This is a genomic window from Halpernia frigidisoli (genome assembly GCF_900113805.1).
Taxonomy (GTDB): Bacteria; Bacteroidota; Bacteroidia; order Flavobacteriales; family Weeksellaceae; genus Halpernia; species Halpernia frigidisoli.
Window position 1 is genome coordinate 49,665 of record NZ_FOQT01000004.1, and the last position, 13,801, is coordinate 63,465.

The following is a 13,801-nucleotide window of genomic DNA, read 5'->3' on the forward strand; positions in this document are numbered from 1 at the left end:
ATAACTGACTGACAGCCAATTTTATAATAAATAAGTTAAGGAAATACTAAAATTTAACATTTCGTTAATGATAGTTCCAAAAAAAAAAGCGATTTTTGCACAAAACTTAAAGATACTAATAAACAATTTAATTATGAATTTAGTTCAAAAATCAATGTTTACGGCATTAATAACGCTTTCTACGGCAAGTGTTTATTATGCGCAAAGTGTGAAAGATACACTAAGCAATGAAAAATCTATTGATGAGGTGGTGATCAGCGGTGTTGCAGATATCGCAAAGGACAGAAAAACGCCGGTTGCTGTTTCTACTATTAAGGAAGCACAAATTATTGAAAAATTAGGAAATCAGGAATTTCCTGAGATCTTAAACAGTACACCATCTGTATACGCTACTAAAGGTGGCGGTGGATTTGGTGATGCAAAATTAAACATTAGAGGTTTTGCTCAGGAAAATATTGCTGTTTTAATTAATGGGGTTCCTGTTAATGATATGGAAAACGGTGCTGTGTTCTGGAGTAACTGGGCTGGTTTGTCTGATGTAACTACTGCAATGCAGGTTCAAAGAGGTTTAGGTTCATCTAAATTAGCAATTGCATCAGTTGGTGGAACTGTTAATATTTTAACTAGAGCAGCAGACAGAAAAGAAGGCGGAAAGTTTTCGTTTGGATTTGGAAATGACGGTTATAACAAACAATTGTTTGCCTACAATACAGGAAAAAGTGCTAAAGGATGGTCTTCTTCTTTTTTATTAAGCCGTACTGGTGGTTCTACTTATGCTAGCGGAACTAACTTTGAAGGTTATAACTACTACTTTGCTTTAGGTTATCAACCAAATGCAAAACATGATCTACAGTTCACAATTACAGGAGCACCACAGTATCATAATCAGCGTGCTTTTGAAATAACTTTGCAAAAATTAATTGACAAAGGTTCTTACGAAAATCCAGATAGAAAATATAACGAACAAGAAGGTGTTTTAAACGGACAGGAATATACATTTAGAAGAAATTATTACCACAAGCCAGTTATCTCTTTAAACTGGGACTGGAAAATGTCTGATAAATCAAAACTTGCGACTGTAGCTTACGCTTCTTTTGGTAGAGGTGCAGGAACAAGCAATACAGGGACTTCAAACGGTAAATCTGTAAGCGCATTTCAGCCAGTTGGTGGTTTGGTAAATTTTGATGCTATAATTGCTTCAAATGCAGCTTCTACACCGGATAAAGGTGTTTTAATTAGAAACGCGTCAGTTAACTCTCATAACTGGTTTGGTTTAATTTCTACATTTAATCATAAAATAAATGACAATATTAATTTCTCTGTAGGTTTTGATGGTAGATATTATTATGGTTTCCATTATCAGGTCGTAAGTGATCTTTTAGGAGCTTCTGCATACAGAGATGGTGGAGGTGTTGGCAGTAATAAAAATCTTTATGTGCCAAATGCACAGAATGTTTTTGTACCAGGATACAACTACGTTTCCAATTCTTTCAGAGCGAATCCAAGTTTTAACCCTTTTGGCGCTAAAATAAATGACATAAAAGACAGAATAGGTTTCAGTAATGATGGTGAGGTTCTTTACTATGGTGGTTTTGCACAGGCAGAATATACCAATGAAAATCTATCAGCATTTGTACAGGGTTCTGTTTCACAACAAGGTTACCAAAGAATTGATAATTTTCTTCTTGATGGAAAATCTTTATTAAATGGTCAGGTAGCGGGTTATGCAATCTCAGCAACAAACCCAACACTTATTCAGGCAACTGCAGCAAATCCAGCTTTAAACACTAAAACAGGATTTAAAAATATCATTGGATATAACGCAAAAGCTGGTGCTAATTACAATATTGATGAAAGAAACAATGTTTTTGTAAATGCAGGTTATTATTCTAAACAACCATTTTTAAATGCAGTTTATCCTAATAATAAAAATTTCCAAAATCCAAATTTAACTAATGAAAAAATATTTGGTTTAGAAGCTGGTTACGGTTTCAGAGCTTCTTGGTTAAATGCAAACATCAATGCTTACAGAACTAACTGGAAAGATAGATTTTTAAGAAAAACGCAGCAAATAAACCCAGGAGGTGGAGCACCGATTATCAATGCTTACGCAAATATTCAGGGAATCACGGAAATTCACCAGGGTATAGAATTTGAAGCTTTTTCAAAAATCAGTCAATTAATTACTGTTAACGCAATGCTATCTGTTGCAGACTGGCATTATGAAGGTAACGCATCTGGTAACTTGTTTAATGAAACGAATGATCCAATTGACAACTTAGGTAATATTAACTCAAATGGTGTGTCAACGCCTCAAACGTTATTTTTAGATAAAGTAAAAGTTGGTAATGCAGCTCAGACAACGGCATCTTTAGGTTTCACATTATCTCCAACCAGAGATTTTAAATTAGATGCAGCTTATAGATATGTTGACAGATTATACGGAAATTTAAATGTTATCGATTTTTCTACACAAGCGAAAGCAGACAGTGGCGCGCTACAATTACCGGCTTACGGTACAGTAGAAGCGGGTGCTTCATATAAATTTCATTTAGCAAAAGCAAAACAGGATTTAACGGTAAGATTAAATGTTTATAATTTATTAGACACCATCTTCATCCAAAATTCATTTACTAATGTTTTGGCAACTGATAAAGTAAGTGCAGCAGCAAATGCTCAGACTTTTGAAGAAGCAGGTAGAACTTATCACGGTGTAGCAACTACAAACCAGGTATTCTTTGGTTTCGGTAGAACTTATTCAGCTACAATTTCTTACAATTTCTAAAAAATTAAGTTTTTTATAAATATTAAATCCCGGTCTTATCACCGGGATTTTTTATATTTGTAATTCTCAAAAAATAAAAAAATAAAATATGGACTTTTACAACGTTTTTCTCAATGCACACAAAGGTATTGGCTATTTAGTATTGCTTTTAGTAGCAGTTTTTACCATCTCACTATTAGTTTGCATGTTCGGTTACTCCGGTAAAATTTCAAAATTACTGAAGAAATCAACGCTTTTCACCATGATCGCTTTTCACACGCAGGTTTTGGTAGGGATTCCCTTACTGTTTATATTTTCTCCGGGTTTTAAAGCAGCATTAGACGGCGGTATTTTAATGAAAGACGCATACAGCAGACACACTTTCGTAGAACATCCGGTATCAATGTTGATCGCGGCAATTTTATTGACCATTATTTACAGATACATGAAAACTCACGACAGAATAGCCATGAAGATCGTTATATTTGGCGTGATCGCAGTGGCACTTTTCGCTTATGTGTTTCCGTGGATGCGGGTTTTTGGTGCTTAGTGAAAAAGTAATCCAATAATTAAATATTTTTTTTGGGCAGCTTTATCCGCCTTCCGTTCCCGCTCTTTTATCTGGCTGGCGCCAGACAAAAGGAGCTCCACTCAAGTCGGGCTGCAAGTTTTGTGATCAATAAAATGTCACATAATAAGATCATTCAATCACATAAAATAACATTAAAATACAATGAAAGTAGCCGTAGTTGGCGCCACCGGAATGGTTGGTCAGGTCATGTTAAAAGTTCTTGAAGAAAGAAATTTCCCCGTTACAGCATTATTTCCTGTAGCTTCAGAAAAATCTGTCGGAAATATTGTTAATTTTAAAGGAAAGGAATTCACCATTCTTTCTATGGAAGACGCCATTTCCAAAAAGCCGGATATCGCACTTTTTTCTGCTGGTGGAGACATTTCTTTAAAATTTGCCCCAAAATTTGCCGCTGTCGGAACAACCGTCATAGACAACTCCTCAGCATTCAGAATGAACCCTGAAAATCAGTTGATCGTCCCGGAAATTAATGCAGGAATTTTAACAAAAGAAGATAAAGTAATAGCCAATCCAAACTGTTCTACAATTCAGTTGGTGATGGTTCTTCATCCTTTAAATCAAAAATATGGCTTAAAAAGGGTCGTAGTTTCCACCTATCAATCAGTAACCGGAACCGGAAAAAATGCTGTAGATCAATTAAATGCCGAAATTTCTGGTGATAAATCGGAGAAAGTTTATCCGTACGAGATTTTTAAAAATGCCTTGCCGCAATGTGATGTTTTTTCCGAAGATGATTACACCAAAGAAGAAATAAAACTGATGACAGAACCTAAGAAAATTTTAGGTGATGATTCTTTTAATTTAACGGCGACTGCTGTTCGTGTTCCTGTACAAGGCGGTCATTCGGAAAGTGTAAATATTGAGTTTGAGAACGAATATGACATTGAAGAAGTAAAAACCCTACTTTCTAATACGCCGGGAATAATACTGCAGGATGACGTAAAAAATAATATTTACCCAATGCCTCTTTATTCTGAAGGTAAGGATGAGGTTTTTGTAGGAAGAATTCGCCGTGACAGATCGCAGATAAATACGCTTAATATGTGGATCGTTGCAGATAATCTGAGAAAAGGTGCCGCGACTAATGCGGTGCAGATCGCAGAATATTTAGTTCAGAATAATTTAGTTTAAAAAAATCAACGCTCAAAATGGGCGTTTTTTTATGGATAAAACGAAAGAAATATCAAAAAATAATTTCGCCTTTCAAAGAAATGTGGCTATCATCGGCGTTGTGCTTTTTATTGGAAAACTGATTGCCTGGCGACTGACAAATTCGGATGCTATATTTTCTGAAGCAATGGAAAGTATCGTGAATATTGTAGCCGCATTTTTAGGTTTATATTCACTTTATTTAGCCTCAAAACCGCGAGATGAAGATCATCCTTACGGTCATGGAAAAGTAGAATTTATCACTTCCGGCATAGAAGGTGCGCTGATTATTTTTGCAGGTTTTATGATAATAGGGCAGGCAATTGCTTCGTTATTAAATAAAAACACACTTGATAAAGTTGATTTCGGTATTTACATTATCGCCGCGACGGCAATTGTAAATTACCTTATCGGTTACATTAGTTTAGAAAAAGGAAAAAAAGAAAATTCTTTCGTTCTTCAAAGTTCAGGTAAACATTTGATGGCAGATACGATCACTACGGTGGGCGTAATCGCCAGTTTGATCGTCGTTTACATCACCAAAATATTTTGGATCGATGCAGTTGTGGCATTGCTTTTTGGCGGTTATATTATTTCGGTAGGTTATAAAATTGCGCGCAAATCTTTAAGCGGAATTATGGATGCTGCCGATCCTGAAATGCTGCAGAAACTTTCTTCTTTTTTAAATGGAAACAGAAAGAAAACGTGGATAGATGTTCACAACATGAAGATACAACAACACGGAAGCCGTCTTCATATTGATGCTCATCTCACTTTGCCTTGGTATTTTGAGTTGCGCGATGCGCATAATGAAATGGAAGAACTGGTTGTTTTAATTGCTAAAAATTCTGACCGAAAAATTGAATTTAATTTCCATATGGATGATTGCAAAGAGTTCAGCTGCAAAATTTGTCAGATTGAAAACTGTCCTGTCCGTCAACACGCATTTGAAAAACTGGTGATTTGGGATGAAAAAAATATTTCTCAGATCCAGAAACATTTTGTAGAAAATTAATTTTTTTAGATTTCTAAACCTTTCTCAAGTTGCGCTTTTCGGTAATAAAACAAAGGCACGATTAGAAGTAGTATTAAAGGCTGAATGACAAATCTTCGCATGTAAAAGGAAAATAGATAACCAATTTCAAATTTTGTGGAAATACAGATCAGATAAAGAGAAAATGTAATAGAAAATACGATAGAAATCAACACAAGAGCCTGCAAAGTCCATTTCTTATTTTGAAATAAAGCCTGAATAATCACCAAAGAAAATACAAGATTAAGCCCAAATCTGAAAAGATAGTTCAAAACTAAAGGCCACCAATTGAAAGCAGGAAATTTTGCATTAACGTCTGCGCTTTTAAAAAAATCTAAAAAAGGATCATAAAACAGGCGGTCTTCCACAGTTCGCACAGCAATTAATCCTGCTAAAGCTAAAAGCACAAAAATCCACTTAAAACTTTTCATTAGTTAACTTTTTTTCCGGTTTTAAAACAAAATACTTTACCCAAACCAACCACAAAACTACAATGGTTCCATAAATAATGGCCGGGAAAAGATAGTCGTGAGCCATATGATCATATTCCGGAAATTTCACCAGAATGATATTGAGTAAAGCAATCCTGAAAACATTCATAAGATGAATAATTACTAAACCAATACCCGTGAAAATAAAAGTTTTAGTGCCTTTATAAAAAACAAAAATAAAAGCAACAAAAAGAATCATGATCGAAATGCCGTTACAGCCTTCCACCATTCGGGAAATGTAATTTTCATTAACATAAAACCATGTGGTATGGAATTTAGCCTGATCCACCAGTTCAGTTTTGAAGCCCAATATATTTTGGCAATAACTGCTTTGCGAAGCGACCCATTTTGAAAACGGATCAATCGGAGAATTCTCAAAATAATTCAAATAAAATTGATACGCGAAAAGTAAAAAAAGGTAAATAAAGATAAACCTTAAAATTACTTTTAAAATGGGTAAAAAATCTTTGAACATAAAGCAAATATACTAAAATCTTCAATTTTCACTATATTTGTTTTCTAATGACAGAAGCAGATATTATTACATTCTTCAATGATTTTTTTCCAGAAAAAGCGCAAAAATCTGTGGCTTTACCTCAAAGTGGTTCATCTCGCAAAAATTTTATAGTAGAAAATTCTGAGGGTAAATTTGTTATCACCAGCAACAATAATTTAGCGGAAAATCAGGCGTTTTTTTACTTCAGTAAAATTTTTTCTGATTTAAATTTAAATACACCGACTATTTTTACGATCAACGCAGAAGAAAATTTATATATTCAAACTTTTTTAGGTGGCGAAACATTATCAGAAATCATTGCGAAAGAAGGAGAGTCTGAAAATGTAACAGATCTTGTCCAAAAAGCATTGCACGCTTTGTTTATTCTACAGAAGAAAACGGCCGGCCTAATTGATTTTAAAAAGACATTTGAATATGAAAGTTATAATGAACTTCCGGTTTTAAATGATCTTTTTTATTTTAAAAACTTCTTTGCCGATGTTTTGGAGCTTCCTTATCAAAAATCAAAAATAATTTCAGAGTTTTTACAACTTACTAAAATGTTGGGAGATCTTTCACCAAGATGTCTTATGCTGCGGGATTTTCAGGCGAGAAATATCATGGTAAAGGAAAATAATGTTTTTTTCATAGATTATCAGGCGGCGATGGAAGGGCCTTTAATGTATGACGTAATTTCGTTTCTGTTTCAGGCAAAAGCCAATTTCACTGAAAATTTTAAAAATAAAATGTTACAGTATTATTTTGGTTTATGGCAGAATGAAGACATTGAAAATCAGTTGAAAAATTCTGTAAAACCTTTACAGCTTATAAGATTTTTGCAGGTTTTGGGCGCTTACGGATTTCGCGGTTTGGTGCAGAAAAAATCCCACTTTATCGCTAGTATTCCAAAAGGTATTGAAAACATTCAAAATTTCGCAAATTCCTGGGATCAAATGGAGGAATTCCCTGAATTAAAAAAATTAATACAAACATTAAAATTGAAATCCTGAAAAGGTAAATATTATATGAGTTTAACGATAGAAATTCACAGTTTTTCTTATAAAAAAGGCGGTATTCCCCAAGATCATTCCGGCAACGGCGGTGGTTTTTGCTTTGACTGTCGCGGTATTTTAAACCCGGGAAGAATTGAAGAATTTAAAATTCAGACGGGTCAGGAAATTGGCGTTCAGGAATTCCTGGAACAAAAAACAAAAATGCCGGAATTTTTAGAAGGTGTAAAAAATATAATTTCGATCACGATCGAAGATTATATCGCGAGAAATTTTGAGCATCTCCAAATCAATTTTGGCTGCACAGGCGGTCAACACCGTTCAGTTTATTCCGCAGAAAAAATAGCTGATTTTGTTAAAAATAAATTTCCGGAAGTTGAAGTAAAATTATTTCATGATGAGCAACCACAACTAAAAGTGCAAAATCGAATATAGTAATTTTGAGAACAGACAATTTTATTTACACAAAGCTAAAATTTAAGAAAATAAAAAATTTTATATGAAAGCGCTAATTTTTGCTGCTGGAAAAGGTACGCGTTTAAAACCTTTCACAGACAGTCATCCAAAGGCTTTAATACAGGTAAACGGCGTTCCGCTTTTGGAAAGAAATATTAAATATCTACAAAGTTTTGGCATCAACGATTTTGTAATTAATATTCACCATTTTGGTGAGCAAATTGTAAAATTTTTAGAAAAAAATGATAATTTTCAGGCCAATATTTCTATTTCAGACGAGAAGGAAACACTTTTGGAAACAGGTGGCGGTTTACTTTTTGCACAAAAATTTTTAGAAAATGAAGAAAATTTTTTAATAATGAACGCCGATATTTTAACGGATCTAAAAATTGACGAGCTGATCAACGAACATGAAACCGGAAGAAATTTTGTTACATTAGCAGTCTCAGATCGTAAAAGCTCCAGAAAACTATTATTTAATGATGATAAAATTTTACGTGGCTGGTTAAATGTAGATACCGGTGAGCAAAAATTAGCTGAGTTTAATAAAGCTTTTAAACCAATGGCTTTCAGCGGCATACATTGTTTAAATCATTCAATTTTTAATAAAATAAAGCGTCGCGGAAAGTTTTCTATAATGGAAGAATATCTGGATCTGATGAAAACAGACCTAATAAAAGGATTTTATCATGATGCCAATTTGATAGATGTAGGTAAACCGGAAGCAGTTGCAACAGCAGAAAAAATATTTAAATGACAGACGATAATAATTTAGAGGATCACAGAATAAAAGATAGTTTTCGCCAAAAAACCTGGGATGAAACTGTGACAAAAGACAGTTGGATGGTTTTTAAGGTAATGGCAGAATTTGTAGATGGCTATGAAAAACTGGCGAAAATAGGTCCGTGCGTTTCCATTTTTGGTTCTGCACGATTAAAAGAAGACCACGTTTATTATAAAATGGCAACAGAGATTGCTAAAAAAATTACAGATTTAGGTTTTGGTGTAATCACTGGAGGTGGACCAGGAATAATGGAAGCCGGAAATAGAGGTGCGAATGAAGGCGGCGGAAAATCCATTGGCTTAAATATAGAATTGCCTTTCGAGCAGCATTTTAATCCATATATTGATAAAGGTTATTCGCTTGATTACGATTATTTTTTCGTGAGAAAAGTGATGTTTGTAAAATATTCTCAGGGTTTTATCGTGCTTCCCGGCGGTTTTGGAACTTTAGATGAATTAATGGAAGCCTTAACTTTAATACAGACCAACAAGATCGGAAGATTTCCTATTGTTTTGGTAGGATCAGAATTTTGGGGCGGACTTTTAGACTGGTTTAGAAACACACTTCTTAAGAACGGAACTATTGGCGAAGATAATTTCAATCTTTTCAGGGTGGTAGATTCTGCAGATGAGGCGGTGGCGCACATAAAAGCTTTTTACGATAAATATTCTATAAATGTCAACTTTTAATTGGCATACAAATTGACCAATGCCTCAATAAAATAAATAAAATGAAAAAAGTTCTATATATAACCGGCGTCTTAATGGCGTTTACACTGATGAGCTTTGCTGCGGCAGAGTTCTTCTCATCGATGACGAAAGTGGATTACGTCGAAGGAAGTAAAACTTTAAAATTCACTACTAAAATGAATGCACAACATGTTTCTTCTGCAATTAATATTGATGCAAATACCGCAGGTTTTGAAGCAGAAGTAAAAAAGTATGTGAATAATAGATTTTCGGTTTCTGCTAATGGAACGCCTTTAAAACTGACGTTCACAGGAAGTCAGGTGAATGGGGAATCAGTTTGGGTATATTTTGAAGCGGGTGGCGTTTCATCATTAAGCTCCTTAAAAATTAACAATTCTATCTTATTGGAGACTTTTCCTAAACAAGTAAATATTGTGAATATCGCTTACAAAGGCAATCAAAAAACAATGACTTTCCAAAGGGGAAAAGAAAGTAATGAAGTAAGTTTTTAGATAAAATTCACTTTAAAAAAATAAAGCTGTTTTCGATATGAAAGCAGCTTTTTTTGTTTGAAATTTAAAAAATGTTAATTTGTGATTTTTACATCTTCTAAACTTCTGATAATATTTTGCCAGGTAAAATTATAGCGACTCACCACAAAAATAATGGAACCAGATCCGGCAGGAATTGATTTTTTACCACCAATGAAAAATGCGGAATTTCTTATAATTGATTTATTGCTAAAAGCATCTAAAATATTTCTGTCTGTGTCAGTTCCTTCGCCGGAAACATAATCTAAATAAGTTTTTCCAAGATCGGTTGGGGCAAATTTGAGGTTGTTTACCACAACTAAAGTATTTAAATATTTGGTATTTTTTGCGACTGATAAACTTGACACAACTGTGGGAACGATCGGTACTATTTCCATATTTGAACCATTGCAAACTCCTGAAATATAACGGGAAAAAAGCGACGCGGGAATTCTTCCTATTGCGTAAACCGGATCTACAGAGCCAATTTTTATGGTGCCGTGATCTGTTCCCAAAACCAATCCGTTTGCTTTAATTCTAATGTGGCTTCCTACGGGAAAATCAGCATAATTGCTTGCTCGATCAACTTCCATCTGTAAACCGACAGTTGGATTTTCGGGTCTATCCTGTATAGAAATTGTTTTATAAAAATTCCCGTTTTCGTCAGAAGAAATGACGTAAGCATCAAAAATAACGGGCGTTCCCGTTGCAGGAATTGTAATTGTCGCGTTTGCAGGTGCGGTAGCTACAAACGCTGCCATTGTTGTGGTAGAAGCATCAAACCTATTGTTACAAATTAAAGGTGGAGTCTGAAAATCATTATTTCTCACACAGGAGTTGAGAGTGGGTATTGCAAATATGAAAATGAGAAAAGATTTAAAGTAGATTTTTATTTTCATTGCTAATATTTTTCAGGTTAATTTTTAGAATCTAAACTGCATATTTATAAAATAAGAACGGCTTTGCGTGTAAAATAATTTCGGTCCAAAAAGAGGATAATTTCTGTCATTATCTTGTACAAATTTTGGAAAGCTCACATTTCGGGTTTGCTCAAAACCGCCGGTCACATATTTTGTATTGTTAAAAATATTATTTACAGAAGCCGTTAAAAGCACATAATATTTCCCCAGTCTCCAGGATTTTCCCGCATTGGCATTGATGAAATTAGCATTAGGAAGTTGGGTTGGCTGAAGTCTGTTACGAAGATCTGCTTCAGATATTCCGGCATAAGGCGTTCCGGAAACAGGATTCTGTACAAAGCGCTCTGTCCGAATGATGGCGGATGGATCTAAATAATTTTCACCTAAATAACTCCAGTTTGCCCCGATCCAGTAATATTTTGCAGAATTATATCTAAAACCCAGAGAATATCCCTGTTGCGGAGTTCCGCCTTGTTTATAATTTTTTAGATAAGCTTTTCCCAAATCGATGTACGATTTACCGTCTGGAAAAGTGCCCGCAGCGTCTGAAGCAAAATAGGTTTCGGGATCATTTCTGTAAGTGAACTGCCCAAAACTCGCAGCGCCCTGAATTGATAAAGTAGGGGTAATTTTTAAATCCAAACCTATTTCTGCGCCAAGGTTTCTTTTATCTACATTAGACATTACCTGCGTTACAAAAGCACTTTGAACCTGTGTGAAATCACCATCAGTGTTTTGAGAGTTAAGCTGAATGCCATCTGCAAAGAAACGCTGCACATTTGTTTCATTCTGTGTGTCTATTAAATAACCTGTCAGCCTAAGTTTTATAAAAGGTGAAGAAAGTACGTAACTAAGATCATTTGCATTGATAATAGTGCTTTTTAAATTTGGAGCTACTGAGGAATTAACTCTTGGATTTATAAAAATGTCTTCTAAATAAGGCGCTTGTGTTAAATACGCGCCATTATAAACGAGAAAATTTCTGCCGTTAAATTTATAGATTGCTTTTCCTTTAATTCCGTAATTCCAGAAATCATAATTATTGCTTTTTCCGAAACTGTCAGCATACAAATAATGATTAAATAAACCTTCCCGATTTGAGGTGGAATAACCGACCAAGCCCGAAATAAAAATATCAAATTTACCTGTGGAAAAATTAACTGCAGGATTTAACTTAACATCATCACGACTGAAATTAAAATTGTAATTAATTTTATCATCTTTTCTTTTTGTGTAATCAACTTCTCCGTGATTGTAAAAGCCACTTGTTCCAGGATTATTTGTCGCAGCAAAAGGATCTTTATTTAAAGTAAAATCTCCACCTAAAAGATCAGAAACCTCTCTGTATAATTCTGAGCGGTAATTTTGATAGGAAATATTTAATAAAAATTTAGTTGTATCGTTAAAATTGTGAACAAAATGCGTCGTTGCATTAAAAATTTTATCATCATTGACATCATTTACCAAAAAATAAAGCGAACGTTTTCCGGAAGTGCCGTAGAGATTAGTAACAGGCTGTGACAGATTTTGTGTATAAAGTTTCCCCCAGTTGATCTGTGTAACATTAGGATCGCCATTTTGCCAGGCAGACAAAGACGTATTATAAGCGTCTCGTAGATTGTCAACATTTGCAGCTGGATCTGATAGAAGCGCCTGATCAATTTGATCCTGATAGTAGCTTGGAAGATTTCTGTAATATTGAGATGAAGGATTTTGCACATTTTGCCAGTCTAATCTTGAAGATTTTTCTTTACCAAACTGATAGGAAAGATTCGTCCACAAACTATTTTTCTTGTTGATCTGCCAATAATGTGATAGTTGAAAAAGAGGTTCAAAACTGGTTTTTATACGTTCGCTTCTTTTTTCACCATCCTGAAAGCCCCAATATGAATTGTAATGAACGCCGCGATAATAATACACTTCCTGAGTACTTGGACTCGCTGTAGATCTTCTGTAAGGTGATCCAAAGAAATTGAAAACTAAAGTATGTTTGTCATTTATTTTTTTCTCAACACCGAGATAAGTGCCGAAAGCATCATAGAAAGTTCCTTCCTGAAGCCCTTCCTTCGCCCATCTTCTCGCACCCATAATTGTATAAGCCCATCCGTTTTTATTCATACCGGAAGAATATCTCAAAGAAGCGCGGTTTCTGTAATTTCTGTTAGTAAGAGAATAAGTGGCCTGCAGACCTTTTTTATTTTCGCTGGGTTTTGTATTTTTATAGATCACGGAACTTGCAGCGCCAAAAGCGTATTCGGAAGGTGAGTGATTAGTAGCAATTTCGGGATATCTCGTTATTTCATTTAAACCGCCCCAATTTCCAAAATCTACATTCCCATTATCCGGACGTGTCATCGTCACTCCATTTAGCATAAATTCGCCGGTTCTGTTATCAATCCCTCGGGGTCGAAACCAGTAAGCGCCTAAATCGTATGCTGCAATTCTGCTAAAAACATCCTGTGAAGCCGTTAAAAGTCCAACTGTAGAAGTCTGACTGCTGTTTTCCTCATCACCACTATTTTCTAAAATCGTTATTCCCTGATCCGCTGTCGTAAAAGTGGGACTTAAAGTAATTACTCCTAAGTCTTTTCTTCTTTCGGTTTTAATGTCAAACTCAATAACCTGATCTTCAAGATCTGCCTTGGAAACAACGATCTGATAATGTCCCGCAGTAAGATCTACAAACTGAAAATAACCAATTTTATCAGCAGTTACTTTTTTATTATTTGTTTTTAACTCAACTTCAGCACGTTCTATAGCTTTTCCCTCGGCATCTTTAATGTAAGCGTAAACAGTGGTTTGGGCAAAATAAAAATTGCAGGAAATAAATATAAATAAAAATGTCGTCAGCAGTTTTCTAAACATATCTCATTAAATTGAATGATAA

General features: G+C 34.7%; 13 protein-coding genes. 9 read left to right on the top strand and 4 right to left on the bottom strand.

The window, feature by feature from the left end; all coding sequences use genetic code 11:
- The first annotated feature begins 133 nt into the window (after positions 1–133).
- From BM238_RS10530 to BM238_RS10545, 4 genes are all read left to right on the top strand, one after another.
- Positions 134–2,785, top strand: coding sequence for a TonB-dependent receptor (locus BM238_RS10530; protein WP_090080603.1), 2,652 nt, complete (start codon positions 134–136; stop codon positions 2,783–2,785).
- A gap of 88 nt (positions 2,786–2,873) precedes the next feature.
- Complete coding sequence (locus BM238_RS10535) at positions 2,874–3,314, top strand: hypothetical protein (protein WP_090080605.1); 441 nt, start codon at positions 2,874–2,876, stop codon at positions 3,312–3,314.
- Between the two features lie 183 nt (positions 3,315–3,497).
- Positions 3,498–4,487: an aspartate-semialdehyde dehydrogenase gene (locus BM238_RS10540; RefSeq protein WP_090080607.1), complete on the top strand. Its 990-nt coding sequence runs from the start codon at positions 3,498–3,500 to the stop codon at positions 4,485–4,487.
- A 31-nt stretch (positions 4,488–4,518) separates the two neighbouring features.
- A complete protein-coding gene (locus BM238_RS10545; RefSeq protein WP_090080609.1) occupies positions 4,519–5,520 on the top strand; it encodes a cation diffusion facilitator family transporter in 1,002 nt (333 codons plus the stop codon).
- Between the two features lie 5 nt (positions 5,521–5,525).
- On the opposite strand, the gene BM238_RS10550 is transcribed toward BM238_RS10545, so the two are convergent.
- Complete coding sequence (locus tag BM238_RS10550) at positions 5,526–5,969, bottom strand: exosortase F system-associated membrane protein (protein ID WP_090080611.1); 444 nt, start codon at positions 5,967–5,969, stop codon at positions 5,526–5,528.
- Positions 5,956–6,504: an exosortase family protein XrtF gene (gene xrtF, locus BM238_RS10555; RefSeq protein ID WP_090080613.1), complete on the bottom strand. Its 549-nt coding sequence runs from the start codon at positions 6,502–6,504 to the stop codon at positions 5,956–5,958. The genes BM238_RS10550 and xrtF overlap by 14 nt, the downstream gene beginning before the upstream one ends.
- 47 nt (positions 6,505–6,551) lie before the next feature.
- Here xrtF and BM238_RS10560 point away from each other — a divergent pair, with 47 nt between their 5' ends.
- The 5 genes from BM238_RS10560 (at position 6,552) to BM238_RS10580 (ending at position 9,976) form a co-directional block, all read left to right on the top strand.
- A complete protein-coding gene (locus tag BM238_RS10560; protein WP_090080615.1) occupies positions 6,552–7,535 on the top strand; it encodes an aminoglycoside phosphotransferase family protein in 984 nt (327 codons plus the stop codon).
- 15 nt (positions 7,536–7,550) lie between these two features.
- Positions 7,551–7,970, top strand: coding sequence for a RapZ C-terminal domain-containing protein (locus tag BM238_RS10565; protein WP_090080618.1), 420 nt, complete (start codon positions 7,551–7,553; stop codon positions 7,968–7,970).
- 64 nt (positions 7,971–8,034) lie between these two features.
- The gene (locus BM238_RS10570) at positions 8,035–8,748 is read left to right on the top strand and encodes a nucleotidyltransferase family protein (RefSeq protein WP_090080620.1); all 714 of its coding nucleotides are present in this window, start codon (positions 8,035–8,037) and stop codon (positions 8,746–8,748) included.
- Positions 8,745–9,464, top strand: a complete 720-nt coding sequence (locus BM238_RS10575; RefSeq protein ID WP_090080622.1) for an LOG family protein — start codon at positions 8,745–8,747, stop codon at positions 9,462–9,464. The genes BM238_RS10570 and BM238_RS10575 overlap by 4 nt, the downstream gene beginning before the upstream one ends.
- 41 nt (positions 9,465–9,505) lie before the next feature.
- Entirely contained in the window at positions 9,506–9,976 is a 471-nt protein-coding gene (locus tag BM238_RS10580; RefSeq protein WP_090080624.1) for a DUF6702 family protein, read from the top strand.
- Between the two features lie 74 nt (positions 9,977–10,050).
- Here the strand turns inward: BM238_RS10580 and BM238_RS10585 are convergent, their stop codons facing one another.
- Both BM238_RS10585 and BM238_RS10590 read right to left on the bottom strand, forming a co-directional pair.
- A complete protein-coding gene (locus BM238_RS10585) occupies positions 10,051–10,893 on the bottom strand; it encodes a DUF5689 domain-containing protein (protein WP_143093379.1) in 843 nt (280 codons plus the stop codon).
- 24 nt (positions 10,894–10,917) lie between these two features.
- Positions 10,918–13,779, bottom strand: a complete 2,862-nt coding sequence (locus BM238_RS10590; protein WP_090080628.1) for a carboxypeptidase-like regulatory domain-containing protein — start codon at positions 13,777–13,779, stop codon at positions 10,918–10,920.
- Positions 13,780–13,801: the final 22 nt, after the last annotated feature.

Bases quoted from the DNA above. Each gene is read 5' to 3' on its own strand.
- BM238_RS10530 (WP_090080603.1), top strand. From the start codon at position 134: ATGAATTTAGTTCAAAAATCAATGTTTACGGCATTAATAACGCTTTCT.
- BM238_RS10535 (WP_090080605.1), top strand. From the start codon at position 2,874: ATGGACTTTTACAACGTTTTTCTCAATGCACACAAAGGTATTGGCTAT.
- BM238_RS10585 (WP_143093379.1), bottom strand. From the start codon at position 10,893: ATGAAAATAAAAATCTACTTTAAATCTTTTCTCATTTTCATATTTGCA.
- BM238_RS10550 (WP_090080611.1), bottom strand. From the start codon at position 5,969: ATGAAAAGTTTTAAGTGGATTTTTGTGCTTTTAGCTTTAGCAGGATTA.
- BM238_RS10580 (WP_090080624.1), top strand. From the start codon at position 9,506: ATGAAAAAAGTTCTATATATAACCGGCGTCTTAATGGCGTTTACACTG.
- BM238_RS10570 (WP_090080620.1), top strand. From the start codon at position 8,035: ATGAAAGCGCTAATTTTTGCTGCTGGAAAAGGTACGCGTTTAAAACCT.
- BM238_RS10590 (WP_090080628.1), bottom strand. From the start codon at position 13,779: ATGTTTAGAAAACTGCTGACGACATTTTTATTTATATTTATTTCCTGC.
- xrtF (WP_090080613.1), bottom strand. From the start codon at position 6,504: ATGTTCAAAGATTTTTTACCCATTTTAAAAGTAATTTTAAGGTTTATC.
- BM238_RS10540 (WP_090080607.1), top strand. From the start codon at position 3,498: ATGAAAGTAGCCGTAGTTGGCGCCACCGGAATGGTTGGTCAGGTCATG.
- BM238_RS10575 (WP_090080622.1), top strand. From the start codon at position 8,745: ATGACAGACGATAATAATTTAGAGGATCACAGAATAAAAGATAGTTTT.
- BM238_RS10560 (WP_090080615.1), top strand. From the start codon at position 6,552: ATGACAGAAGCAGATATTATTACATTCTTCAATGATTTTTTTCCAGAA.
- BM238_RS10545 (WP_090080609.1), top strand. From the start codon at position 4,519: ATGGATAAAACGAAAGAAATATCAAAAAATAATTTCGCCTTTCAAAGA.
- BM238_RS10565 (WP_090080618.1), top strand. From the start codon at position 7,551: ATGAGTTTAACGATAGAAATTCACAGTTTTTCTTATAAAAAAGGCGGT.